Annotated in this window: 19 protein-coding genes; 13 read left to right on the top strand and 6 right to left on the bottom strand. The window is 72.0% G+C overall.

Going from position 1 to position 24,628, the window contains the following annotated elements:
* Positions 1-7 precede the first annotated feature (7 nt).
* The 5 genes from B9O00_RS04590 to B9O00_RS04565 all read right to left on the bottom strand — a co-directional run bounded on the left by B9O00_RS04590 (position 8) and on the right by B9O00_RS04565 (position 6,486).
* Positions 8-1,285: a TRAP transporter large permease gene (locus B9O00_RS04590; protein ID WP_085121263.1), complete on the bottom strand. Its 1,278-nt coding sequence runs from the start codon at positions 1,283-1,285 to the stop codon at positions 8-10.
* Positions 1,282-1,851, bottom strand: coding sequence for a TRAP transporter small permease (locus B9O00_RS04585; protein WP_085121262.1), 570 nt, complete (start codon positions 1,849-1,851; stop codon positions 1,282-1,284). Before B9O00_RS04585 ends, B9O00_RS04590 begins: the two co-directional genes overlap by 4 nt.
* A gap of 102 nt (positions 1,852-1,953) precedes the next feature.
* Positions 1,954-2,343, bottom strand: coding sequence for a cupin domain-containing protein (locus B9O00_RS04580; RefSeq protein ID WP_085121261.1), 390 nt, complete (start codon positions 2,341-2,343; stop codon positions 1,954-1,956).
* Between the two features lies 1 nt (position 2,344).
* Positions 2,345-3,328 carry a TRAP transporter substrate-binding protein gene (locus B9O00_RS04575; RefSeq protein ID WP_085121260.1) on the bottom strand — a complete coding sequence of 328 codons (984 nt, stop codon included), beginning with the start codon at positions 3,326-3,328 and terminating at the stop codon, positions 2,345-2,347.
* A gap of 479 nt (positions 3,329-3,807) precedes the next feature.
* Positions 3,808-6,486 (bottom strand): UDP-N-acetyl glucosamine 2-epimerase, encoded by a 2,679-nt coding sequence (locus tag B9O00_RS04565; RefSeq protein WP_143596142.1) that lies wholly within the window; start codon positions 6,484-6,486, stop codon positions 3,808-3,810.
* A gap of 239 nt (positions 6,487-6,725) precedes the next feature.
* Here B9O00_RS04565 and B9O00_RS04560 point away from each other — a divergent pair, with 239 nt between their 5' ends.
* Both B9O00_RS04560 and B9O00_RS04555 read left to right on the top strand, forming a co-directional pair.
* On the top strand, positions 6,726-8,351 hold the full coding sequence (locus B9O00_RS04560; RefSeq protein WP_085121257.1) for a CDP-glycerol glycerophosphotransferase family protein: 1,626 nt from the start codon (positions 6,726-6,728) through the stop codon (positions 8,349-8,351).
* 32 nt (positions 8,352-8,383) lie between these two features.
* Complete coding sequence (locus B9O00_RS04555; RefSeq protein WP_085121256.1) at positions 8,384-9,058, top strand: class I SAM-dependent methyltransferase; 675 nt, start codon at positions 8,384-8,386, stop codon at positions 9,056-9,058.
* Between the two features lie 7 nt (positions 9,059-9,065).
* Here B9O00_RS04555 and B9O00_RS04550 read toward each other — a convergent pair whose 3' ends face one another.
* Entirely contained in the window at positions 9,066-10,181 is a 1,116-nt protein-coding gene (locus tag B9O00_RS04550) for a hypothetical protein (RefSeq protein ID WP_143596141.1), read from the bottom strand.
* Between the two features lie 159 nt (positions 10,182-10,340).
* Between B9O00_RS04550 and B9O00_RS04545 the strand changes: the two genes are divergently transcribed.
* The 11 genes from B9O00_RS04545 (at position 10,341) to gmd (ending at position 24,481) form a co-directional block, all read left to right on the top strand.
* Positions 10,341-12,065, top strand: a complete 1,725-nt coding sequence (locus tag B9O00_RS04545) for a CDP-glycerol glycerophosphotransferase family protein (RefSeq protein ID WP_085121254.1) — start codon at positions 10,341-10,343, stop codon at positions 12,063-12,065.
* A gap of 112 nt (positions 12,066-12,177) precedes the next feature.
* Positions 12,178-13,161: an FkbM family methyltransferase gene (locus tag B9O00_RS04540; RefSeq protein WP_085121253.1), complete on the top strand. Its 984-nt coding sequence runs from the start codon at positions 12,178-12,180 to the stop codon at positions 13,159-13,161.
* Between the two features lie 43 nt (positions 13,162-13,204).
* Positions 13,205-14,617, top strand: coding sequence for a hypothetical protein (locus tag B9O00_RS04535; RefSeq protein ID WP_085121252.1), 1,413 nt, complete (start codon positions 13,205-13,207; stop codon positions 14,615-14,617).
* The gene (locus B9O00_RS04530) at positions 14,614-16,350 is read left to right on the top strand and encodes a CDP-glycerol glycerophosphotransferase family protein (RefSeq protein WP_085121251.1); all 1,737 of its coding nucleotides are present in this window, start codon (positions 14,614-14,616) and stop codon (positions 16,348-16,350) included. Before B9O00_RS04535 ends, B9O00_RS04530 begins: the two co-directional genes overlap by 4 nt.
* Positions 16,347-18,053 (top strand): glycosyltransferase family protein, encoded by a 1,707-nt coding sequence (locus tag B9O00_RS04525; RefSeq protein WP_085121250.1) that lies wholly within the window; start codon positions 16,347-16,349, stop codon positions 18,051-18,053. The genes B9O00_RS04530 and B9O00_RS04525 overlap by 4 nt, the downstream gene beginning before the upstream one ends.
* A gap of 128 nt (positions 18,054-18,181) precedes the next feature.
* Positions 18,182-19,459 (top strand): hypothetical protein, encoded by a 1,278-nt coding sequence (locus tag B9O00_RS04520; protein ID WP_085121249.1) that lies wholly within the window; start codon positions 18,182-18,184, stop codon positions 19,457-19,459.
* Positions 19,456-20,487: a hypothetical protein gene (locus tag B9O00_RS04515; RefSeq protein ID WP_085121248.1), complete on the top strand. Its 1,032-nt coding sequence runs from the start codon at positions 19,456-19,458 to the stop codon at positions 20,485-20,487. Before B9O00_RS04520 ends, B9O00_RS04515 begins: the two co-directional genes overlap by 4 nt.
* Positions 20,488-20,489: 2 nt before the next feature.
* Positions 20,490-21,224: a hypothetical protein gene (locus tag B9O00_RS04510; RefSeq protein ID WP_085121247.1), complete on the top strand. Its 735-nt coding sequence runs from the start codon at positions 20,490-20,492 to the stop codon at positions 21,222-21,224.
* A 92-nt stretch (positions 21,225-21,316) separates the two neighbouring features.
* Positions 21,317-22,426, top strand: coding sequence for a methyltransferase domain-containing protein (locus B9O00_RS04505; RefSeq protein WP_143596140.1), 1,110 nt, complete (start codon positions 21,317-21,319; stop codon positions 22,424-22,426).
* Positions 22,427-22,443: 17 nt separating this feature from the next.
* The gene (locus B9O00_RS04500; protein WP_085121245.1) at positions 22,444-23,382 is read left to right on the top strand and encodes a glycosyltransferase family protein; all 939 of its coding nucleotides are present in this window, start codon (positions 22,444-22,446) and stop codon (positions 23,380-23,382) included.
* Positions 23,383-23,449: 67 nt separating this feature from the next.
* Complete coding sequence (gene gmd, locus B9O00_RS04495) at positions 23,450-24,481, top strand: GDP-mannose 4,6-dehydratase (RefSeq protein WP_085121244.1); 1,032 nt, start codon at positions 23,450-23,452, stop codon at positions 24,479-24,481.
* The last annotated feature ends 147 nt before the right edge of the window (positions 24,482-24,628 follow it).

Raw genomic sequence — 24,628 nt, 5'->3', positions numbered from 1 at the left:
GCGCTTCCTATCGGTGAAAGAGCGACGGCAGCAGCAGCGAGAGCTGCGGCACGAAGCCGACCAGCAGCAGCACCAGGATACAGAGGCCGATCATCGGCAGCGCCGCCCGGCTGACCTTGTCGATCGGCACCCGGCCGATGGCGCTGACGATGAAGAGGCAGAGCCCGACCGGCGGCGTGATCATGCCGATCATCAGGTTGAAGACGACCATCACCCCGAACTGCACCGGATCGAGCCCGGTGATCGGGGCGAGCTGGTTGAGGATCGGCATCGCCAGCACGAGGGCCGCCAGCGGCTCCAGGAAGAAGCCCAGGACCAGCAGCACGACGTTCAGCACGACGACCAGCAGGGCCGGCGACTGCGTGAAGCCCAGCACGGCCCTGGCGATCGCCTGCGGGATGTTCTCGATGCCCAGGATGAAGGAGGTCATGCTCGCCATGGCGACGACGAGCATGACCCCGGCCGACAGCGTCGCGGTCTCGAAGAAGGCCTCGCGGATCTGCGCCAGGCTGAGCGTGCGGTAGAAGACCGTGCCGATCAGCAGCGCATAGACCGCGGCGACGGCGGCAGCCTCGGTCGGCGTGAAGACGCCGCTGCGGATGCCGCCGACGATGATCACCGGCAGCAGCAGCGCCGGCAGCGCCCGGGCGGCGACGCCGCGGCGCGCCTCGGCCGGCAGCGGCGGCGGCAGCGGATGGTCTTCGCGCCGCGCCTTCCACAGCGTGTAGGCGACCAGCAGGCCGCAGAGCAGGACGGCCGGCACGATGCCGGCGAGGAAGAGATCGCCGATCGAGGTGCCGGTCAGCACGCCGTAGAGGATCAGCGCCAGCGACGGCGGCACCAGCGGGCCGAGTAGCGAGCCGGCCGCCGTCAGCGCCGCCGCGTAGGCCGGGGCGTAGCCGTCGCGCCGCATCGCCGGGATCATCATCGAGCCGAGCGCCGAGGCCTCGGCGGTCGCCGCCCCGCTGACGCCGGAGAACAGCATGGAGGCGACCACGGTGACCGCGGCCAGCCCGCCCTGCACCCGGCCGACCATCAGCTGCGCCAGCCGCACGATCTGCTGCGTCAGCTTCGCGGCGTTCATCAGGTTGCCGGCGAGGATGAAGAAGGGAATGGTCAGCAGCACGAAGTTGTCGATGCCGGCGATGATCTTCTGCGGGAAGGCCATCAGCAGCATCGCGTGGCCGGTCGCCAGCAGATAGACCAGCGAGGCGAGGCCGAGACTGAAGGCGATCGGCACGCCCAGCACCAGGCAGAGGGCGAAGGCGCCGAGGTAGAGGGTCATTCCGGCAGCTCCGCCGGCGCGCCGCCGTAGAGGTCGTCGACGCTGCCGCCCCGCTTGAGCAGCAGGCCGTAGCGCCCGGCGTCGAGCAGCAGGCGCAGGCCGAGCAGGCCCATGCCGAGCGGCAGCGCAACGTAGACCCAGTAGACCGGGGGCACCGTCCAGGCCGCCCAGCCGAAGGAGTCCTGGAAGAGGAAGCGCAGCGCCGGGATCGGCTGGGCGCCGACCAGCGCCGCGTAGCGCAGGCCGTAGTGCACCAGCACGCCGCAGAGGACGGCCGCCGCCAGGTTGGCGAGCGTCGCCAGGCAGAGGGCGCCGCGCCGCGGCAGCGCGTCGCGCAGCAGCGTCACCGCGGCGATCTCGCCGCGCTCGTAGGCCAGGCTGCCGGCGAGCAGCGAGACCCAGATCAGCAGGTAGCGACAGAGCTCCTCCGCCCAGATCAGCGAGCCGTTGAAGCCGTAGCGCATGACGATCTGCAGGGTCATCACCCCCAGCAGGACCGCGATCAGCGCGACCAGCAGCGCCTTCATCGTTGTCCGATAGACTCTCAGCACCGTCTCGAAGGTCATGGTCCCCGTTTCCTGCGGCCGGGTGGCGGGCCCGCGCGCGGCGCGAGCCCTTCACGCCCGGCAAGGCCGGGCCCGGCCTCCCGCGTCCGACCGGCGATCGGCTCAGTCGGAGCCCTGGAAGTCGGCGTCCTGATAGGCCGTCAGGTGACGGTAGTCGTCGCGCACCGGTGCGAAGACGTCGAGGTTGACCGCGACCTCGTCACCGAGCGGCTCGCCGCAGTGCACGACGTCCGGCGGGATGCGCACCACCTCGCCCGGGCCGACCTCCACCACCTCGTCCCCGATGGTGAAGCGCACGCGCCCCGACAGGATGTAGGCCAGCTGCTCGAAGGGGTGGGAATGGGGCCGCACCTCCATCCCCGGCTCCAGCCAGTTCATCACCATGAGGGCGTTGTCGCCGCGGAAGGCCGTGCGCGAGACTCCCTGCCGCACGACCTCGCGCGGCAGCTCCGTCCAGCGGTAGGCCTTCGCCTTGGCTCGCGTGTCCGCCATCTCACTGCTCCGACTTGATCTGGTCGTAGAAGGCCTGGATCAGCGGGTCCTTGGTCAGCCACCTGTCGACGACCGGCTGGGTCCTGGCCCGCATCTCCGCGAGATCGGTCAGCTTGCCGATCTCGACGCCCTTGCCGCGCAGGAACTCCGCGGTCTCGCTCTCCTGCTTGGCGGCCAGCGCATACTCCTCCTGGGTCGCCTCCTTGCCGGCCTCGACCAGGGCGGCCTGGATGTCCGCCGGCAGCTTCTGCCAGGCGACGCCGGACATCATGATCACCCCGGGCCAGAAGTAGTGGCCGGTGAGCGTCACGTGCTTGGCCGATTCGTAGAGGCTCTCGGACTGCACCGAGGAGAGGTTGATCTCGACCGCGTCGATCGTGCCGGTCTCCAGCGCCGAGTAGACCTCGCCGTAGGCCAGGCCGATCGGATTGACACCGACCGCCTCCCAGGTCGCCTTGTGCAGCGGGATCGGCACGATGCGGGTCTTCTCGCCGGCGAAGTCGGCCAGGGTCGAGATCTGCTTGTCGCGCGACAGGAAGTGGCGCTGGCCGGCCTCGATGAAGCCCAGTCCCTTGATCTGCTTGGCCTCCAGCGTGTCGAGCAGCCGCTGGCCGATGGGCGAGCCCAGGGCCTTGGCCAGCTGGCCGTAGCTGCCGACCACGAAGGGCAGCTGCAGGGCGTCGAAGGCCGAGGCGCCGATCACCAGCGGCAGGGTCGCCGAGGACACCAGGGCGCCGTCGATCACGCCGATCTGCAGCCCTTCGAGCAGCTGCTTGTCGTCGCCCAGCTGACGGTCGCCGTAGACCTCGATCTCGACCTTGCCGCCGGTCTTGGCGGCCACCTTCTTCGCGAAGATCTCCAGACCGGTCTGGAACAGATGCTTTGACGAAGCCGCATGCCCGAACTTCAGCACGATGTCCTGCGCCTGCGCCGGCACCACCGCCGCCAGCAGGAGCGCACCGACAAGACCAACGAGTCTCTTCATGACGCTTCCCTCCCAATGTTGTTTTTATATTCGAAACATGTTTTCAATATCAGAAACCACCGGGCTGAGAGTGTCAAGAGGATCGCGGCTGGTTGTCCGGATGTGCGCGACGGCTCCGGCGCGGCTCGACGCGGCCGGCGACGAGGGGCGGCAGAGCGGCGGGCCGAACGGGAAGACCCGGCCGGATTTCTCCAAGCGGCAGGATGCGGCAGATCGCCGGGCGCGCGTCCGTCGAGCGCCGGGCCGACAGCCCGGCACGGTGCCGCGAACGCACCTTGCGCCGGCTCGGCAGCCCTGCCCTGCCCGCCAGTGTCGCGATCGCCGATGCCGCCTGGGGCGGCAAGCGCGAGGCAGCCGGCGTCCTGGACGCCCTCCTCTGCGACGGCGCAGGACTGCCGGTCCGGGGCCGGACTCGACCTGATGCAGGACCGGATTCTCGTGATCGATCGGCGGCCGACCGGCTCCGATCGCGATTGGCTCTAGTCGGCGTTGCCGACGAGCAGGGCCGGCAGCACCTCGGGCAGCAGGCCGTTCAGGGCCGCCGGCGCGAACAGCGCGATGTCGGCGCGCGCCGCCGGATCGGCCAGGGCGATCAGGTGGTGCTCCAGCTTGACCCGCTCGCGCTCGCTGCACAGGCCGAAGGTCGGCACGCCGTAGCGCGGGCCCAGATAGGCGAGACCGCCGTAGGTGCAGACCAGGGCCGAGGCGCGGGCGATGACCGCGCTCTGGAAGGACAGGTTGCCCTCGGCGCGCGGCGGTGCCAGGCGCAGGATCCCGGGCAGACCGCCCAGCGCCAGGCTGTCGTGATCGTCGTAGCACTCGGCGGTCTCGAGGACGACGACGCTGTGATGCTCGGCCAGCTGGGCGACCAGCCGGCGCGCCGCCTCCCGGTTCTCCGCCGTATCCGGGAACGACGGCCGGAAGTAGAGCCGCACGGCGACGAATCGCTCGGGCAGCGTGACGCCCTCGGGCAGCGGCGGCAGGTCGAGGCGGCCGCCTGAGCGGCTGTGCCGGGTGACCAGGTCGCGGCCGGCCTTGCCGCTCCAGAAGGGGGAAAAGAGACGGTACATCGTCTCGGGATGCAGCACCTGCGCCTGCTCGCCGCCGAGCCGCTCCTGCGCCGCGGCGATCAGGCCGTCGTCGAGCGGGCTGGCCATGACCTGCTTCTGCAGCCCGCGATCTGCCCAGGCGGTCTCGTTGGCCGAGCGGAAGGTCGCAACGGACTGGAGGTCGAAGGCGTCGAGGTAGCCGCCGTCGGCGAGCTCGCCGTACCAGCAGCGGCTGCCGCCCCGCGAGACCACGAAGAGCCGCTTGGGATCGACGCCGCGGCTCTCGGCGAAGCAGCGCACGAAGGGGATCCAGTAGAGCAGCTCGAAGCCGACCTCGGAGGTCCAGGGGCCGACGATGATCGGCCCGTCGCCCTCGGCGACCCGGTCGAGCTCGCGCCCGATCTCGCTTTCGAGGGCCGCCAGCATGCCGCTGTCGCCGCCCTTGCTGTCGCCCAGGGCCGCCATGATCAGGTGCGGCAGGACGTGGCCCTTCACGAAGCTCTCGATGCCCAGGGCCCTGGTCACGCCGCCGCAGAGCCGCACGACGCCGCGGCCCCGCTTCGCGGAGACGGCCGCGCCCTTTCGCTTCTTCTTGTCCAACGAGGCCTTGCCCTTGGCCTGCGGCCGCTTCTTCGCCTTGGTCGCCCGCTTGCCGGCCTTCAGACGGCCGAACCACTCGGCCGGGGCGATCAGCATGCGCAGCAGCGCGTTGCGCAGCGGCGTGCGCTTCGGCGGCCGGGGCCGGATGCTGCCCAGCGACTCCAGCGCCTCGACGTAGCGCGGGGTCGCCGGCACGTCGAGGCCGTGGGGCCGGATGAAGGCCGTCAGGAAGGCGGCCGAGCGCTCCTTGTCGAACAGCTCTCCGGCCAGCGCCTGGGCGCTCAGCGCGACGCTGTCCTCGATCGAGTCGGCGATGCGCACCAGGCCCTCCCGGACCAGGTGGCGGAAGTGCAGCGTGCCTTCCTGGGTCGCCTGGAAGCGCGGGTCGCGGATCGTCAGCACCGTGCGGCCGACGATGCCGGCCTCGATCATCGCGCTGGTGTTGATGCCGACCACGGCGCTGCTGAAGTAGAGCGAGTGGAAGAAGTCGGCGCGCCGCGCCTCGTCGACCGGATTGGCGCCGCCGTGCGGGAAGATCGAGACGTTGCCGAAGCCCGAGAGGTCGACGCTGTCCCAGACGCGGGCGTTCTGGGGGTGCGGGCGGACCATGATGCCGACCTCGCGCAGCGCCGGGTCGCCGGAGGCCCGCAGCGCCGCGATCCAGTCGCGCACCAGCTCGGGCTCGTGGGTGCCGCCGATGAAGGGCGAGGAGCAGAGGTAGAGCAGGTAGGGCTTGGAGGGATCGAGCTCCGCGCTGGCCATGAAGGCCTCGCGCGCGATCGTCGGCGCGCGGTCGAACCACTTGTCGTAGGTCTGCGCGCCGGTCACCACGACCCGCTCCTCGGGCACGCCGTGGAAGCGCACCGCCTCGTCGCGCTGGGCGCCGTTCCAGACCACCACGCGGTCCGGCACCAGGCGCATGTGCCCCTTGTTGGTCAGATTGTCCCAGCTGTAGACGGTCAGACAGGTCGGCAGCCCCTGGGCCTGGGCGCTCTTCACCCAGTCGACCTGCTTGCTGTCGAAGTCGATCAGCGGCGTCACGACGACGGCGTCGGGCCGCGTCTGGCGCAGGAAGCCGTCGATCTCGCGGTCCGTCGGGATCGCCTGCTCGAGGGCCAGCAGGAAGCGGTGCATCCGGCGCCGCCGGCTCTCGCTGTCGTGCAGGCGCAGCGCGGAATAGATGAAGCGCACGAAGCCCGGCACGCGGCCGGCGATGCGCGCCTTCAGGGCCGGCGCGTCGTCGTAGGCCGGATCGAGGTAGCGCAGGTAGTCGATGCAGCGCCGCACGAAGCTGGCGGTGAGCTGCCAGCGGTCGCCCCGGTTCGGCACGAAGCAGGTCGACACGTTGGGGTAGTGGCCCCGCAGATCCTCGGCGAGGCGGTCGTTCGGGTCGCGCGGCGGCGCATTGAAGCCGAGAATCACGTCATGTCCACGCTCGGCCAGACCGCGAATCACCGACTCCAGGTTCCGGACGTAGCCGGGGTAATACATGATGAAAAGAATTTTCATGGCATCGCTTGTGATCGTGCCGCCCTTCCTCAACCCAAGGCGCTCCGGGTTGGAAGACGCCACACTGCCACCCCAGTATAGAGCCGCCGGCCGCTAGGGAGGCGGCAACTTATAGAGCGAGCCGTCAAGCCGTCAATTGACAAGGCTCTGCCGGCGCCGCCATAAGGCACGGCCTTTCGGCGCCGCTTCCGCATTCCGGACCGACCGCCTCGGCCGCCCCCTCGACGAGCATCAGACACTTGCCCTCCGCTGACGCCCTCGACCGTTCCGCGCCGCCGCGCCGCTTCGTTCTGGCGATGCGCAACCTGATGTACCTGCGCAACTATGCCTCGACAATCCGCGAGTTGGCCGAGCGGGGCCACAGCGTCGTGCTGTTCTGCGAGACCGAGCACGGAAAGATCACAGAAGAGGTGCGCTCGGTCGCCGACGGCCTCTTCGCCCGCTCGGAGAGGGTGCAGATCCGTCCGATGCCGGGCCGCACCGGCCTCTGGGCGCCCTTCGCCCAGCAACTCCGCGTCCTGCGCGACTACGCCCGCTACCTGGACCCGCGGCTGGCCGGCTCGACCAAGTGCGCGGCCCGGGCCGAGAGCCTGCTCTATCCGCCGCTGCGCGACCTCGTGAAGGGACGGGACGGCGCACGGGCCTGGCGCCGCGCGCGGCTGGTCTCGGCGGCGGCCCGGCGCGTCGAGGCCTGCCTGCCGCCGGCCGGCCCGTCCCTGGCGGCGCTGCGCCGCGAGCGGCCCGATGCCGTGATCGTGACCCCGCTGGTCGACTTCAACAGCGACCAGGTCGATCTGATCAAGGCGGCCCGCGCGCTCGGCCTGCCCTGCGCCCTGGCGGTCGCCAGTTGGGACAACCTGACCAACAAGGGCCTGATCCAGGTGCTGCCCGACCGCCTCCTGGTCTGGAACGAGGCGCAGCGCGACGAGGCGGCGCAGCTGCACGGCGTGCCGGCCGGGCAGGTCATGGTGACCGGCGCCCAGCTGTTCGACCACTGGTTCGAGCGGCAGCCGAGCCGCGACCGCGCGACCTTCTGCCGCCAGGTCGGGCTCGATCCGGCCAGGCCCTTCATCCTCTACACCTGCTCGTCGGTCTTCATCGCCCGCCAGGAGGCCGGCTTCGTGGCCCGCTGGCTGGAGCGCCTGAGAAGCCATCCCGATCCCCTGCTGCGCGAGGCCGGCGTCCTGATCCGTCCGCACCCCGGCTCGGCCAAGTACGCCGCGCAGTGGCAGGTGCCGGAGATCGCCGGCCGCGACAACGTCGCGGTCTTCCCCAAGGCCGGCGGCTATCCGGTCGTCGAGTCGGCCCAGGCCGACTACTACGACTCGCTCTACCATGCCGCGGCGGTCTTCGGGATCAACACCAGCGCCCTGCTGGAGGCCGGCATCGTCGGGCGGCCGACCTTCACGCTGCTCGCCCCCGAGTTCGCCGAGAGCCAGGAAGCCATGGTGCACTTCAAGCACCTGACGCGCGACGGCTTCCTGCATGTCGCCGACGACTTCGAGGGCCACCTCGAGGCCCTGCGGCGCAGCCTCGCCGAAGGTCCGGAGCAGGACGGCCGGATCGCCCGCTTCGTCGCCGGCTTCCTGCGCCCCCACGGCCTCGACCGGCCGGCGACGCCGCTGGTCGCCGAGGCCTGCGAAAGCCTGGCGCAGCTCGGCCCCGCGCGCTCGCGGCCGCCGCTGGCGGCACCGCTCGTCCGCCTCGCGCTGCTGCCGGCCGCGCTCTGGCTCTATTTCGTCGGCTCCGGCCGCAACACCAAGAAGTGGGGTCCGAAGAACCGCCCGCTCGCGCGGATCAAGACCTGGGTCGCGATCCAGCTCGGCTGGGTAGAGCGTAGCGAATCGGGCAGACGCGGCGCCTAATTCTCGCCGGAAACCGGGACCAGCGTCCCTCAATGGATGGATCCACCGCCCTGTCAGAGACATCTCAGGCCAGCCAGGCCGACCAGGACGCCTTCCTCGCCTACGCCCGATCGGTCATGACCGACGAGCGGCTGGAGGAGCTCGCCGCGCGCCACGCCTCGGCCGGCAGCGAGACCAAGTACCTGGCGCCCGATCGCTGGCTCAAGGAGAAGTGGAAGCTCGCCGACCTGCTGAAGCTGGTCGGCACGCCGCCGCAGCGGGTCCTCGACCTCGGCACCGGGGCCGGCCACTTCCCCTTCGTCTGCCGCTACCTCGGCCACGAGTGCGAGGCGCTCGACCAGCCGGGCATCCCGCTCTACGACGACCTCTGCGAGCTGGCCGGCCTCGACAGGGTCGACCACCGGATCGGACCCCGGCAGCCCCTGCCGGCCTTCGAGCGGCGCTTCGACCTCGTCACCGCCTTCATGGTCGGCTTCAACACCCGGCCGGACGGCACGCTGTTCGACCTCGAAGACTGGCGCTTCTTCCTCGACGACGTCCGCGACCGGCTGCTCAATCCGGGCGGCCGGCTCTGCCTCAAGATGATCAAGCAGGTCGAGCGGGAGGGGCCGAAGTACGGCGATCCCGAGCTGATGGCGCTCTTCGAGTCGCGCGGCGCGCACTTCATCCCGAAGAACCGCTACGCGATCTTCGATCCCCTGCGCTAGAGACGGATCACGGCAGCCGGGAGGGCGGCTCCAGCGCCGCGAGCGGTGCCACCGCGAGGCCGGCGTCGGGGAAGTCGAGCGCGCGCAGCGCCAGGTCCAGGTGGGTGCCGACGAAGTTCGGGTGCTCGTAGACCGCCTCGGTGCTGACCCCGACCAGGGGCCCCAGGTAGCTGAAGCCGCCGTAGGTGCAGTAGAGCCGCTCGGCGTTGGCGACCAGCGCCGTCTGGACCGCCAGGTTGTCCGCCGCCGACCAGAAGCCGCTGGCCTCGTGCAGGTTCGGGTGCTCCAGGCTGATCGAATCGGCGTGGTCGTCGAGCTTCAGGCCGGTGTTGAGCAGCACCACGGGGCCCTGCTCGGCGAGCGCCAGCAGGTGCCTCCTCAGGAAGGCCGCGCTGCGCTCGCTGGCCGGGAAGGCGTCCGAGAAATAGTACTTGGCGGCGACGTAGGGCCCCTCGAAAGGCAGCGCCGCCGGCCGCTCGAAGGCCCCCTCGATCCGGCGGTAGTCGAGATAGGGCAGGATCGGCTCGCCGCCGAGCCGGCTGTTCCAGGCCTGGCGGAACATCCGGTACATCAGGCCCGGGAACAGCACCGCCGGCCGCTCCAGGCCGAGGCGCCCGGCCGCGAGGCCGACCAGCTCGCGCTCGAAGGCCGTCGCCTCGAAGGGCTTCTTGCCCTGGCTCTCGCGCTCCATCTCGGCGTTGCCGGCGACGAAGCGCTCCCGGTCGATCAGCTCGAAGATCTCGCAGTAGCGGCCGGCCAGGCCGCCGTACCAATCGGCGACGCCGCCGCGCGACAGCGCCACGACCCGCTCCGGCGGCACGCCCTGGCGGGCGAGCGCCGCGCGCAGGAAGGGAATCCAGTAGAGCAGTTCGAAGCCAACCTCCATCAGCCAGGGGCCGACGACGATGGGCCGGCCGGTCGCCGCGGCCTCCGCGACCTCGCGGTCGACCTGCTCGGCCAGCCAGCCCTGCACGGTCGCCGGGCTGAAGTTGCCCTTGAGGATCGCCGCGGTCACCTCGCGCATCACCGCGCGCTTCACCGCGGGGCCGATGCCGATCGCGTTGAGCGTCAGGCTGGCCACGCGGATCGCCCGTCGCACCGCCGTCTGTCGCAAGCTCGCCAAGGTGCCGCCGTTCCCTGCTGGTCGTCCGTCGGCCGCCCTTTTGGCACGCGCGGCGCCGCTTGAACACCGGGCCGTTGACCCGATGGCGCTTGCCACTAAAGTCCGCGCCGTCACCCCGGCCCGTCCCCACCCGCCCCGGCACGCCAAGCGGATCCCTCGATGAAGCTCCTGCTCCTGATGCGCAACCTGATGTACCTGCGCAACTACGAGGGGCTGGTGCGCGAGCTGGCGGCGCGCGGCCACCGCGTCACGATCGGCTACGAGGACGCGCGCGACAAGGCGCCGCCCGAGATCAAGGAGGCGGCCGACCGGCTGGCCGCCGACTGCCCCACGATCGAGCTGACCGGCGTTCCGGCGCGCGCCGACGCCTGGAGCGTGCTGGCCCACCAGGCCAGGGTGCTGCGCGACTACACCCGCTACCAGCACCCGCGCTACGCGGCGGCGACCCGCTGCGCCGAGCGCGCCGCCTCGCTGGTCCATCCGACCCTGCGCCGCCTCGCCTTCCGCGGCGGCCGCCGGTCGCCGGAGCGCGCCGAGCGGCTGGCCGAGCTGGCCCACCGCGTCGAGGCCGCCCTGCCCGAGGACCCGGCGGTCGCCGCGGTGATCGAGCGGGACCGCCCCGACCTGCTGCTGGTGACGCCGCTGATCGACTTCGGCTCGACCCAGGTCGACTACCTGAAGGCCGCCGCCCGGCGCGGCATCCCGACCGGCCTGCTGGTCGCCAGCTGGGACAACCTGACCAACAAGGGCCTGATCCCGGTGCTGCCCGACCGGGTCTTCGTCTGGAACGCGGACCAGGCGGAGGAGACGGCGAGCCTGCACGGCGTGCCGCGCGAGCGCGTCGTCGTGACCGGCGCCCAGCTGTTCGACGACTGGTTCGGGCGCCGGCCGAGCCAGGACCGCGCGGCCTTCTGCCGGGATGTCGGGCTCGATCCCGGGAAGCCGGTCGTCCTCTACACCTGCTCGTCGATCTTCATCTCGCGGCTGGAATCGGAGTTCCTGGTGCGCTGGCTCGGCGCCCTGAGGTCGAGCCCGGACCCGCTGCTGCGCGAGGCCGGCGTGCTGATCCGCCCGCACCCGGGCAGCACCAAGCGGGCGGCGCAGTGGAACGACCCGCGGATCGCGGCCTTCGGCCGGGTCGTCGTGCGCCCGGCCAGCGGCGGCTACCCGGTGACCGACGAGAACCGGCGCTTCTATTTCGATTCGATCTTCCACGCCGCGGCCGTGGTCGGCATCAACACCAGCGCCATGCTGGAGGCGGCGATCGTCGGCCGGCCCTGCTTCACGATCCGCGATGCCGAGACCGAGCAGGCCCAGGACGGCATGCTGCACTTCGCCTACCTGACCCGCTACGGCTTCGTGCGCCCGGCGCCCGACATGGCGGCGCACCTGGCCCAGCTCGCCGCGGCGCTGCGCGACGGCCCGGACGATCCGGAGCGCGCGGGCTCCGTCGAGGCCTTCCTGCGGCCGCAGGGACTCCGGCGGCCGGCGACGCCGATCCTCGCCGACGCGATCGAGGCGATGGCCGGGCTGCAGCCCCAGGGCCTGGGCCTGCCCGAGACCGGGGCCGGCCTGCGCGCCGTGCTCTGGCCGCTGGCCCGCCTGTTCCGGCTGCTCTCGGCCCAGCGCACGGGCAAGAAGTGGCTGCGCGAGCACCCGCTGCTGCAGCGCCTCCGGCGGCTGCTCTCGACGGCCGAGGCCGACTACAGCGGCAATCTCTGGTACCGTCTGCGCCGGGTCCGGCGGCGCGGCGCACGCCTCGCCGCGATCCTGCTCCGGCTGCCCGCCGAGCTGCTGCGCCACCGCTCGCTCAGGGCGGCCAAGCAGGCGGCCGTGGCCAAGACGGCGGGCCCGCAGCAGAGGGGCGGGCGGCCCGGCGCCTGACCCGGGAAGGCCCCCGTCCGGCCCAACGGCTTGACCGCCCCACCGGGCAGTCTGCTATTCCAGCGCGCCGCATCCCCGGGCCGAGCGGCGGCCCGCACCTCCGGGAAGACCGATGAGCCAGCCGATCGCGCGACGGGTCCTGTACAGGCTGAAGCGCCTGCTCCCGAAGCCTGCCGAGAAGCCGGTCGGCCCGGAGGAGCAGTTCCAGCGCCTGCTCAAGACGGTCCGCAAGCTGCACATCCAGAAGCGCCACAAGGTCGTGCGCACGGCCCTGGAGTCGATGACCGAGCGCGACGTCATCGATTCCCTGCAGGGCTTCCACCAGGTCAAGCGGCTCGACTACGAGAAGGCCGAGGTCCGGCTGCACACCGAGACCCGCTCCTCCTGGCTGCGCCACCGGGCGGCGCGCAAGGAGCCCTGGACCATCGCCTGGATCGAGTCCTGCCTGGCCGGCGGCGAGGTGCTCTACGACATCGGCGCCAACACCGGCGTCTACTCCCTGCTGGCGGCGAAGCTTCACGGCCCGGAGCTCAGGGTCGTCGCCTTCGAGCCGGCCTTCGCGAACTTCGCCGATCTCAACCGGAATATCGTGCTGAACCGGCTGGAGCGGCAGGTGACGCCCCTGCCCTTCGCGCTCTCGGACCGCGACCAGCTGCTGTCCTTCGGCTTCCGCAACCTGGAGGCCGGCTCGGCGATGCACGGCAGCGAGGAGACGGTGGGCAAGGGCGACGAGGCGGCCGCCCACGTGCTGCCGGTCGTCGGCCGACGGCTCGACGCCCTGGTCGAGACGCTGGGCCTGCCGCTGCCGCAGCACGTCAAGATCGACGTCGACGGCGGCGAGCTCGAGGTCCTGGCCGGCGGCTCGGCGAGCTTCGCCGACCCGGCCCTCAAGACCGTCATGATCGAGGTGACCTCGACGCCCGGGATGGCCGCCGAGGTCGACCGCTTCTTCGCGGAACGGGGCCTGACCAAGGCCCGCGAGTTCCACAAGCCGACGGCGCACGGCGAGGCCGAGCGCTGCTGGTACGGCCTCTACGCGCGCGATCCCGCGGGCCTGCCGTCCGAGGCTTTCGAGGGCCTGGACCTCGGGCGATAATGACCGGATACCGGCCAGGTTCCGGCGACCAGGGGAAGGATCGGTGAGCATCCTGAAGCGGCTCGGCGAGCGGGGCTTCCAAGCGCTGCTGCGCCGCTTGGAGCGGCGGGCCGACACGCCCCTGCGGGCGGGCGCCCTGACCCGGGCCGGCTACGGCCGGCTCGGCTCCGGCGAGCGCCTGGACTTCCTCGAGAAGGCCGTCGCCCAGGCCGTCGCCGACGCTCCGGAGCCGGAGCGCCCGGACGTCTTCGCCCGCCTGCTCGACAGCGGCGCCGGCAAGCTGAGCGCGGAGGTGCGCCGGGCCCTGCCCGGCCGCTGGCTCGCCGGGCTGGCGCCCGAGCTGCGCCCGCGCGTCTATCTGGGCGCGCTGCTCGACACGCTCGACAGGGGGCTCGCGCCGCTCGACCCGGCGGCGCGGCAGGGCGCCGACGCGCGGATCGTCAAGAAGCTGGCGATCGACCGGGCGCTGGAGCAGGCCGACCTCGCCGAGGTGCTGCGCCCCGGCGACCACCCGATCGTGCTCGGCCCCTGGACCATGGAGGTCGGCTTCGAGCTGCTCTACTGGATCCCGCTGCTGCGCCGCTACCTGCGCGAGGCCGGCATCCCGCCGGAGCGGGTCGTCGCGGTCTCGCGCGGCGGCGTCGGACGCTGGTACGGCGACCTCGCCGGGCGCTACGTCGAGCTGTTCGACCACATGACCCCGGCGGAGTTCCGGGCCCTGGGCGAAAGCGTCGAGGCGGCGCACGAGGGCAAGAAGCCCTTCCTGCCGACCGAGCCGGAGCGGGCGCTGGTCGCCCGCCTCGCCGGCGAGCTCGGCCTGGAAGGCTACCGGACGATCTATCCGGCCGCGCTCTACGGCCTGTTCCGGACGACCTGGATCCGGCGCTTCGGCGGCGAGACCTTCCTGCCGGCGCTGGACTACGCGCCGCTGGAGCGCGCCTGGCCGCGCCCGGCCGGCCTGCCCTTCCAGGGGCCCTACGTCGCCGTCAAGTTCTACGCCTCCGAGTTCTTCGACGGCGAGGGCGTCGCGCCCTTCGTCGAGCGGCTGCTGCGGCGCCTCGCCGAGCGTCACCGGGTGGTGCTGCTCAACACCGGGCTGCGGCTCGACGACCACAGCGACGCCGCCGGCCTGTTGCCCGGCCTGCCCGCCGACCGGCTGTTCGACGCGACCCCGCTGCTGACCGCCGCCGACAACCTGGCGGTCCAGACCGCCCTGGTCGCGGGCGCCGACAAGCTCTACTGCACCTTCGGCGGCTTCAGCTACCTGGGGCCGCTGCTCGGGGTCGACACCCTGAGCTTCTTCACCCACACCCACTTCGTCTCCAGCCACCTGGACCTCGCGCTGCGCGCCTTCAACCGTGAGGGCTACGGCGCGCTCGGCTTCCTGCCGGTCGCGGCGATGGACGAGGCGGCGGTCGCGGCCCTGGCCGGCGGGGCCGAGGGAGCGCGGCCGTGAAGATCCTCTTCGTGATGCGCAACCTGCTCTACCTGCGCAACTACGGCTCAACCCTGAGGCTGCTCGCCGAGCAGGGCCACGAGATCGTCCTGACCTACGAGAGCGAGCGCAACCTGCTGCCGCCCGAGGTCGCCGAGGCGGCCGAGACCCTGGTGCGCGAGCAGCCGCGCATCCGCCTGGCGCGGGCGGTCGCGCGCAGCGGCTTCTGGGCGCCGCTGGCCGCCCAGGTCCGCGTGCTGATGGACTTCCTGCGCTACTGCGACCCGCGGCTGGAGACCGCCCGGCGCTGCGCGGCGCGCGCCGAATCCTTCGTGTTTCCGCCGCTGCGCCCCCTGGCGCGCCTGTCCGAGGCGCGGCGCCGCCGGGTGCTGCCGCGCATCCAGCGCCTGGCCGCCAGCATCGAGGAGGCGCTGCCCGACGCCGCGGCGATCCGCGCGCAGATCGAGCAGGAGCGCCCCGACTGCCTGCTGGTGACGCCGCTGCTCGACTTCGGCCCGACCCAGGTCGAGTACGTCAAGCTGGCGCGCCGCCTCGGCATCCCCTCGGCGCTGCTGGTCGCCAGCTGGGACAACCTGACCAACAAGGGCCTGATCCAGATCTGCCCGGACCGGGTCGTGGTCTGGAACCACCACCAGGCCGCCGAGGCCGCCGAGCTGCACGGCGTGCCGCCGGAGCGCATCGTCGTGACCGGCGCGCAGCTCTTCGACCAGTGGTTCGACCGCGAGCCGAGCCGCGACCGCGGGACCTTCTGCCGCCAGGTCGGGCTCGATCCGGCCCGGCCCTTCCTGCTCTACACCTGCTCGTCGATCTTCATCAGCCGCTACGAGGCCCAGTTCCTGGAGCGCTGGCTGACCAGGCTGCGTGACGACCCGCCGCCGGCGCTGGCCGGCATCGGGGTGCTGGTCCGCCCGCATCCCGGCAGCAGCAAGTTCGCCGCCCAGGTCGCCGAGCTGCTGGAGCGCTTCCCCGAGCAGACCGCGCTGTTCCCCCGGGAGGGCGGCTATCCGGTGACCCCGGCCGCCCAGGACGACTACTACGACTCGCTCCACCACTCGGCCGGGCTGATCGGCATCAACACCAGCGCCATGCTGGAGGCCGCGATCCTGGGCCGGCGCTGCTTCACGATCCTGGATCCAGAGGTCGCCGAGAGCCAGGGCGGCATGCTCCACTTCGCCCACCTGCTGCGCGGCGGCTTCCTGAAGACCGCCGACAGCTTCGAGCAGCACTTCGCCCAGATCGCCGAGGCGGTCGAGCATCCCGGCCAGAGCGAGGCCGAGCGCGCCTTCGTCGCCGACTTCCTGCGGCCCAACGGCCTCGAGCGGCCCGCGGCGCCGCAGCTCGCCCGGGCGATCGAGGCGCTCGGCGCGCTGCGGCCCGCCCCGGCCGCGCCGGCGCCGGGCACCGCCCTCCGCCGCCTGCTCTACGCGCCGCTCGCGCTCTACTTCCTGTCGGTCGAGGACCTGCGCCTGCGCAAGCGCTGGGCCGAGACCTCGCTGCTGAAGCTGCGCATCACCCAGGCGGCGATGCTGCTGGCGCGCGCCGAGAAGTACCTGCTGCGCCGCCCCCTGCGGTCGGCCGGCAACCACCTGCGCCGCGCCGGCAAGCGCAGCGGCAAGTGGCTGGAGCGGCGCGTGCTGCGGCGGCTGCGGGCCCTGCCGGCCCGGGTCACCGGCCGGACGGCGGCAAAGCAGGCCTCGGCGGACAGCCCGCACGAGGAGCGGGTCGGCAAATGACCGGCGGTCGGGACAGGGGAGCGGCCCCGGCCGCCGCGCGCTCGCTGCGCATCCTCTTCGTGGTCCGCCACTTCATGTACCTGCGGAACTACGAGACGACGCTGCGCGGCCTGGCGGCACGCGGCCACCACGTCGTGCTCGGCTACGAGGAGGCGCACGAGAAGGTCACGGCCGACGTCGCCGCCCTGGCCGACCAGCTGGTCGCCGAGCTGCCCTCGATCGAGCTGCTGCCCCTGCCGGCGCGCCGCGACCTCTGGACCGAGCTGGCCCACCAGGTCCGCTCGCTGCGCAACTACCTGCGCTACCTGACGCCCCGCCTGCGCCACGCCGCCAAGTGCGCGCGCCGCGCCGAGGGCTACCTCTATCCGCCGCTGCGCCGCATCGGCGAGCTGCCGGAGGCGCGCCGCGAGCGCCTGGCGCTGCGCCTCTCGCGCCTGCTCTACTGGACCGAGCTGGCCCTGCCGCTCGACCGCCGGATCCTGGGCGCGGTGCGCGCCGCCCGGCCCGACGTCATCGCGATCACGCCGCTGATCGACCTCAACTCGATGCAGGCCGAGTACCTCAAGGTCGGCCGGCGCCTCGGCGTGCCGACGGTGCACTGCGTCGCGAGCTGGGACAACCTGACCAACAAGGGCGTGGTGCCGCTCGATCCCGACCGCATGCTGGTCTGGAACGAGGCGCAGCGCCACGAGGCGGTCGAGCTGCACGGCGTCGCACCGGAGCGGGTCGCGATCACCGGCGCCCAGCTGTTCGACCCCTGGTTCGAGCGCAGGCCGAGTCGCGACCGCGAGACCTTCTGCCGCCAGGTCGGCCTGGATCCCGGGCGCCCCTTCGTCCTCTACACCTGCTCCTCGGTCTTCATCGCGCGCTACGAGTCGGTCTTCCTGAAGCGCTGGCTGGCCGCCCTGCGCGCCGCCGACGACCCGCGCCTGCGCAGCGTCGGCGTGCTGATCCGGCCGCACCCGGGCAGCGCCAAGTTCGCCGGGCAGTGGGACGCCCCGGAGATCCGCGACGCCGAGAACGTCGCGGTCCATCCGCGGCTCGGCGGCTATCCGGTCAACGAGTCGGCGCGCGCCGACTACTTCGACTCGCTCTGGCACGCCGCCGCGGTCGTCGGCATCAACACCAGCGCGATGCTGGAGGCCGGCATCCTGGGCAAGCGCTGCTACACCGTGCTCGACCCGGAGATCGCCGAGAGCCAGGAAGGCATGGTGCACTTCGCGCACCTGACCCGCGACGGCTTCCTGATGGCCGCCGACGGCTTCGCCGCGCACCTGGCGCAGCTCTCCCGGGGGCTCGACGCCTCGGCGGAGGAAGCGGCGCGGATCCGCCGTTTCGTCGGCGACTTCCTGCGGCCCCACGGCCTCGACCGGCCGGCGACGCCGATCGCCGTCGCGGCGCTGGAGTCGGCGGCCGGGCTGAAGCCGGCCGGCTTGCCGCTCTGGCCCCGGCTGTTCCAGCCGCTGCTGCTGCCCGCCGCCCTCTACCTGCGGGCCGCGGCCGGCGGCCGAGGCACCAAGAAGTGGGACAAGATCAGCTTCGGCGGCCGGGTCGTCCGTGCGGTGGGGCATGGCGCCAAGTGGGCCAACAGCCGGCTGGTGCGCCGCCCGGCACGCGCCGCGGCCGCCTTCTGGCAGCGCGCCACCGAGAGCCCGAAGCGCCGGGCGAAGCGACGTCGCAGGCAGGCCGGGCAGAGCCGATGAGGTCCGGAGCCCGCGCTCCGGCAAGCCGACGCTTGCCGCTGGGCCGGCCGAGCGTCTAGACAGGCGCGGCCGCGAGGGGAACGCCTCCGCGGCGCCCCGGTCGCGAACAGGCGGAGCCCTCGTCCCCCATGGCCCTGGTCAAGCTCTCACCCGGCGAACGGCTGCTGCGCGTCGTCAAGCGGACGGTCTGGCGCCTGCGCAAGCTGCTCGATCCCTCGCTGGCGGGCAGCCTGCGCCGCTACGCCGAGCGCCAGTACGAGCAGCTGCAGCGGCTGAACTTCGCGCGCGAGAACCTGGTGACCCTGCGGCGCCTGCTCGGCGGCCGCTACCTGCTGCGCTTCCCGACGCGCCTGACCAACAACGAGAAGAGCGCCTTCCTGACCCTGCAGGAGGCCGAGATCGTCACGCCGCGGATCTGTCGCCTGGTCGTGCGCGACGCCTTCGCCGAGCCGGCCGCCGAGACGGAAGGCGGCCCGGTGCCGGAGCGGCCGATCCTGGTCGGCCCCTGGACCACCGAGATCGGCTTCGAGATCCTCTACTGGATCCCCTTCCTGCGCTACTTCGCCCGGCGCCGCGGCGTGCCCCCCGGCCGCCTGATCGCGATCTCGCGCGGCGGCGCCCAGAGCTGGTACGACGGCGTCTGCGACGGCTACCTCGACCTCTTCGACCTGATGAGCGTCGAGGAGTTCGTCGAGCGCACCACCGCCCAGGAGGCCCAGGCCGGCGGCAAGAAAGGCTTCGGCGTGCTGCCGACCGACTTCGAGATGGAGATCTACCGGCGCGCCGCCGAGAAGCTCGGCCTCGAGGACTACGCCTTCCTGTCGCCGAGCGTCATGTACACGATGTTCCGCAACATCTGGCGCGGCCGCTACTCGGCCGACCGCCTGATGAAGCACATCGACATCCAGCCGATCCCGACCCGCTACCCGCGCCCGGCCCTGCCCTTCGAGGGGCCCTACGTCGCCCTCAAGTTCTACCACTCGAGCTGCTTCGCCGAGGGCGCCGAGACCGACGCCTTCCTGCAGCGCCTGGTCGAGGGCCTGTCGGCCAACCACAAGGTCGTGCTGCTCAACACCGGCACGAAGCTCGACGACCACAGCGACGCCATGGGCGAGGGCCATTCCAACGTCTTCGACGCCTCGCAGCTCTACGGGCCGCGCGACAACCTGGCGGTCCAGACCGCGCTGGTCGCCAACGCCAGCGCCCTGCACTGCACCTACGGCGGCTTCGCCTACCTGGGCCCGCTGCTGAAGGTGCCGACGACCTGCTACTTCACCAAGCCGAACTTCGTCGGCACCCACCTCGACCTGGCGATCCGCCACCTCGACCCGGAGCGCGGCCTGCTCGGCGTCCAGCCGATCTCGGCGCCGCTGGCGCTCGGGCCCGCGGCCGACCCGGCGTCATGAGCCGGCCCGACCCCGAGGCCGAACGCCGCTCGCTCAGGGCTCGCCTCGCCGAGGCTGCGGAGCCGCCGGCGGCGGGGCTCGCCGCCCGGCTGCGCCGGCAGCCCGAGCCGGCCGCGAGCGAGGCCCAGCTCGCGATCCTCGACGAGCTGGCCAAGCGCGCGCTCAAGCGGCAATCCGACCTGCAGGCCGGCCTGGCGCGCGTCGAGGCCGAGGCCGACGTGCTCGGCAAGCGCCTGCGCCGCGTCGAGAGCGGCCTCAAGGCCCTGCTCCGCCTGGAGCTGGAGGCGCTGTCCGGGCGGCCGGCCGACCCGCTGGACCTCGACGCCCGGCGCTTCAGCCTGCTCAGCCAGAACGAGGAGGACGGCTACGTCCTGGCCCTGCTCGGCCATTGCGGCGCGCCGAACCGCAGCTTCGTCGAGCTCGGCTCGGGACGCACCGGCGGCAACAGCGGGCTGCTGGCCCAGACCGCCGGCTGGCGCGGCCTGATGGTCGACGCCAACCCCGAGGCGACGCCGGTCGCCGCCGCCCGCTTCGGGCTGACCGGACGGGTCAAGGTAGTGACCGACTTCGTGACGCCGGACAACGTCGACCGCCTGATCGAGGAGGCCGGCCTCGCCGGCGAGGTCGACCTCTTCTCGCTCGACATCGACTCCTTCGACTACTGGGTGCTGAAGGCGATGACCGCCTGCAGCCCGCGCCTGATGATCCTCGAGTACAACGACCGCTTCGGGCCGGAGGCGCGGGTCACCGTGCCGCTCGGCAGCCAGGAGCTGAGCCGGCGCCGGCACTACTTCGGCGTCTCGCTCGCCGCCCTGACCGCGCTCGCCGGCGAGCGCGGCTACCGCCTGGTCGCCTGCGACAGCGCCGGCACCAACGGCTTCTTCGTGCGCCAGGACCTAGCCCCCGCGCTGCCGACGCGCCGGCCGGAGGAGGTCTGGCGCGAGAACCCGAGGCGGCGCGGCGAGCCCTCGGGCGCCGACTTCATCGCCGGCCTCGCGGCCGACGGACTGGCCCTGGTGGAGGTCTGAGCGTGGCCGGAAGCGACGGGCTGGCGAAGCTGCCCCAGGGCCTGCGCAAGCTGGCCGACCGGCTGCTCGCGCTCGACGAGGCGGTGCAGGGCAGCCAGCGCGAGCTGCGCCGCGTCTCGGCGCGCGTCGAGGCGGCCAACGCCCGCCGCCGTCGCCTGCTGCCCCTGGCCGCCGCGCTGCTGCGCCGGCAGCATCGCGACCAGCTGGCCGAGGTCGGCGCCACGCCCTTCGACCTGGCCGAGGCGGCCGTCGATACGCCCTACGACGGGCTGCTGGTCGCGCTGGCCGGCGCGGCGCGGACGGCCGGCAGCGCGCCCGGAAGCATCCTGCTGCTCGGCGCCGCCCGCGAGGCCGGCGAGCCGGCCCTCGCCGCCGAGGTCCTCGGCCTGCCGCTGCGCGCCGCCGACGCCACGGCCGAGGCCGTCGAGTCGGCCGCGGGACAGCCGCTCGCCGCCGTCGCCGGCCTCGGCGAGCTGCTGGCCGGCGCGGCCCTGCGCGGCGCCCTGGGGCGGCGCGCCGTGCTGCTGGTCGTCCTGCTCGACCCGACGGATCCGGCCGGCCCCCAGGCGCTGCGCGAGGCCGCCCGCCGGCTGGTCGAGGCGCTGGCGGCGGAAGGCCTCGAAGCGCTGCACGTCAGCGGCGCCGGAGACCAGGTCGCCTTCGCCCGCCGGGGCCTGCTCGCGCCCGGCCGCAGCGACGGTTTCCCGGCCCCCGCGGCCCCCTCGGCCGGAGCCTGAACGACGGGTGGCGCGGGCCTGCGGTTTTTCCTATAAGGGCGCCGCCGCCCTTGCGCCGGACTCTGGCGCAGCTTCCCGTTCGGAGTGACTAAGTGATTCTGTCGACCGATGCGCTGAGCGCTCACCGTCATGCCGTCGCCATGGTCGACGGCGGCTTCGACCCCCTGCACGCCGGCCACGTGCGCTATTTCGAGGAAGCCGCGAAGCTGGGGGCCCCGGTCCTCTGCAACCTGACGGGCGACGCCTACGTCTCGAAGAAGCACCGGGTGCTACTGCCCCAGGAGGAGCGGGCCAGGGTCATCGACGCGCTCAAGCCGATCGCCTTCGTGCACATCTCCGAGGGCTCGACCGCCGAGGTGCTGCGGGCGCTGCAGCCGAAGTACTACGTCAAGGGCAAGGACTGGGAAGGCCGCCTGCCCGCCGAGGAGGTCGCGGTCTGCCAGGAGCACGGCATCGAGATCGTCTACCTCGACACCGTCACCGACTCCTCGACCCAGCGTGTGCGCGACTTCCTGAAGGTCGGCGACCTGACCGAGCAGGTCTCGGCCTTCGAGGACTTCGTGCAGAACCAGTCGGCCGAGGGCGCCGACGCCTACGACGCCGACTACTTCCACGCCGAGTGGCGCGACGAGGCCAACTCCTACCAGCTCGAGGCGCGGCGCAAGCGCGAGGGCCGCAATCCCGAGCTGATCCGCGACGTCTTCCAGGCCAGGTCGATCGTCGACATGGGCTGCGGCCCGGGCAACCTGATCTACCTGCTGCACGAGCTGGGCGTGAAGGCCGACGGCGTCGACTTCTCCCAGGCCAGCAAGGACACCGCGCCGCCCGAGGTGCGCGACCGCATCCACATCGGCTCGATCACCGACATCGCCCTGCCGAGCGACGGCTACGAGCTGGTGATCTGCCGCGAGGTCTTCGAGCACCTGCGCGTGCTCGACGTGCAGAAGGCGGTCGAGAACCTCTGCCGCATCTCCTCGAAGTACATCTATCTCACGACTCGCTTCCATCCGGCGCCGCCGACCCTGTTCGACGTGACCACGGAGTTCGAGGTCGACCCGACCCACATCACCCTGATGAACATGGACCTGCTGCGCCTGCTGTTCGTCATGCAGGGCATGAAGCGGCGGCCGGACCTGGAGAAGGCCATGGACTGGCTCGATAAGCGCCGCGTCCTGGTCTACGAGAAGCCGGCGAAGGCCTGAGACGGGACGGCGTCGCGATGGACAGCCTGCTCAGCTACCACATGAACCCGCTGACCTGCGGCGTCGCGCGCTTCAACCGCGCGCTGGCCGACCAGCTCGGCCTGCCCATGCACCAGCTGTTCTCGGCGGAGGCGGCGCGCTGCCGCCGGCCGCTGCTCTCGATCAAGCTCTCGGAGTTCGCCGAGGGCGACGCCGAGCGGCTCGAGGCGCTGGTCGACGGCTGGGGCAAGGCGGTCGAGCCGCGCCTGTTCTTCCACGACTATTCGGCGACCCCGGTCGAGGCCAAGCTGCTGCGCCGCGCCAGCACGGTCTACGTCGGCAACGAGGCGCTGGCCGCGGAGCTGAAGGCGCTGCACGACGACGTCGTCGAGGCCTGGTGCCCGGGCTACCTGTTCGACGCCGTGCCCTTCCCCGAAGAGGTCGACATCTCGCTCTACACCTTCGGCATGGCCCACAAGGTGCGCGCCGACTACTACTACGAGCTGCACGACCTGCTGGAGGCGACCGGCAAGTCCTACTGCCTCTACATCTCGGCGGCGATCCACGAGGGCAAGAGCCTGGATGATTCCTTCACCTCGGCCTACGAGGAGCTGAAGCGGATCTTCGGCGACAAGATCTTCTTCCTCGGCTTCATCTCGGACACCGGGCTGTACAACTACCTCCGGCGCTGCACCTTCTTCGCCGCCTTCTTCGGCAGCGGCGTGCGCGCCAACAACACCTCGGTCAACACCGCCATGCAGTGCGGCGCGGTGGTCCTGACCAATCTCGACGAGCACTCGCCGCACGACTTCGTGCACCTGGAGAGCATCGTCGACATCCGCCAGTGCCAGGGTGAGCTGCCGCTCGACAAGGCCCTGCTGGAAGGCATCGCCGCGCGCGGCCGCTCGGTCGCCGAGGGCCGCGGCTGGCGGCCGCTGCTCGAGCTGCTGCGCGGGCGCGAGGAGATCGGCTGCTGAGACCGGGCATTCGGGCTCCGGGCATCTTGGGGCCGGGACGGCTGCGGGCCCGGCGAAAGGGGACAGCGTGAAGAAGGCATTGATCACCGGCGTTCTGGGACAGGACGGCGCCTACCTGTCGAAGCTGCTGCTCGACAAGGGCTACGAGGTCTGGGGCGCGTTCCGCCGTTCCTCCTCGCTCAACGACTGGCGCCTGCGCCGCCTGGGCATCGAGAGCCGGATCAAGCTGATTCCCTTCGAGCTGCTGGAGTTCAGCAACATCGTGCGGGTCATCGACCAGGTGAAGCCCGACGAGGTCTACAACCTGGCCGCCCAGAGCTTCGTCGGGGTCTCCTTCGAGCAGCCGATCTTCACCGGCGACGTCGACGGCATGGGCGTGGCGCGCCTGCTCGAGGCGATCCGGCTGGTCAAGCCGGAGGCGCGCTTCTACCAGGCCTCGACCTCCGAGATGTTCGGCAAGATCCAGCAGCCGGTGCAGAGCGAGACCACACCCTTCTACCCGCGCAGCCCCTACGGCGTCGCCAAGCTCTACGCCCACTGGATCACGGTGAACTACCGCGAGTCCTTCGGGCTGCACACGACCTCGGGCATCCTGTTCAACCACGAGTCGCCGCTGCGCGGCATCGAGTTCGTCACCCGCAAGATCACCTCGACCTTCGCGCGCATGCGCCGCGGCGAGGCCGAGCGGCTCGAGCTCGGCAACCTGGACGCCAAGCGCGACTGGGGCTTCGCCGGGGACTACGTCGACGGCATGTGGCGGATGCTGCAGCAGGACCGGGCCAGCGACTACGTGCTGGCGACCGGCCGCACCGAGACGGTCCGCGACTTCGTGCGCCTGGCCGGCGCCGCCTGCGGCTACGACCTCGCCTTCGAGGGCCAGGGCGTCGACGAGATCGGCATCGACCGGGCCAGCGGCAAGACCCTGGTCCGGGTCAATCCGGCCTTCTTCCGGCCGGCCGAGGTCGATCTGCTGGTCGGCGATCCGAGCAAGGCCAAGGCCGAGCTGGACTGGTCCGCCCAGACCAGTCTGGAGGACCTCGCCGAAATGATGGTCAAGGCCGACCTCGACGCACTCGACCGCGGCGAGGTCTTGAGCTAGAACCCAGGGAAATCGCCGCACCACCTCGCCCCAGAAAGGGGTGGACAAGGACGCGGCGAGCCACTACCCCAGCCAAGCAGAAGGGCCCCAGCCCATGCCCGACTCCGGAACGAGCACCAGTTCCCCCCAGTCACCGATCGGATCCAC

Source organism: Tistlia consotensis USBA 355 (assembly GCF_900177295.1).
Lineage (GTDB): Bacteria > Pseudomonadota > Alphaproteobacteria > Kiloniellales > DSM-21159 > Tistlia > Tistlia consotensis.
The sequence above is the reverse complement of the archived record's forward strand: the minus strand, read 5'-3'. Positions and strand labels throughout refer to the sequence as shown.

Coding starts and splice junctions, on each gene's coding strand:
- B9O00_RS04590 (WP_085121263.1), bottom strand. CDS start 1,285: ATGACCCTCTACCTCGGCGCCTTCGCCCTCTGCCTGGTGCTGGGCGTG.
- B9O00_RS04585 (WP_085121262.1), bottom strand. CDS start 1,851: ATGACCTTCGAGACGGTGCTGAGAGTCTATCGGACAACGATGAAGGCG.
- B9O00_RS04580 (WP_085121261.1), bottom strand. CDS start 2,343: ATGGCGGACACGCGAGCCAAGGCGAAGGCCTACCGCTGGACGGAGCTG.
- B9O00_RS04575 (WP_085121260.1), bottom strand. CDS start 3,328: ATGAAGAGACTCGTTGGTCTTGTCGGTGCGCTCCTGCTGGCGGCGGTG.
- B9O00_RS04565 (WP_143596142.1), bottom strand. CDS start 6,486: ATGAAAATTCTTTTCATCATGTATTACCCCGGCTACGTCCGGAACCTG.
- B9O00_RS04555 (WP_085121256.1), top strand. CDS start 8,384: ATGGATGGATCCACCGCCCTGTCAGAGACATCTCAGGCCAGCCAGGCC.
- B9O00_RS04545 (WP_085121254.1), top strand. CDS start 10,341: ATGAAGCTCCTGCTCCTGATGCGCAACCTGATGTACCTGCGCAACTAC.
- B9O00_RS04540 (WP_085121253.1), top strand. CDS start 12,178: ATGAGCCAGCCGATCGCGCGACGGGTCCTGTACAGGCTGAAGCGCCTG.
- B9O00_RS04525 (WP_085121250.1), top strand. CDS start 16,347: ATGACCGGCGGTCGGGACAGGGGAGCGGCCCCGGCCGCCGCGCGCTCG.
- B9O00_RS04520 (WP_085121249.1), top strand. CDS start 18,182: ATGGCCCTGGTCAAGCTCTCACCCGGCGAACGGCTGCTGCGCGTCGTC.
- B9O00_RS04515 (WP_085121248.1), top strand. CDS start 19,456: ATGAGCCGGCCCGACCCCGAGGCCGAACGCCGCTCGCTCAGGGCTCGC.
- B9O00_RS04500 (WP_085121245.1), top strand. CDS start 22,444: ATGGACAGCCTGCTCAGCTACCACATGAACCCGCTGACCTGCGGCGTC.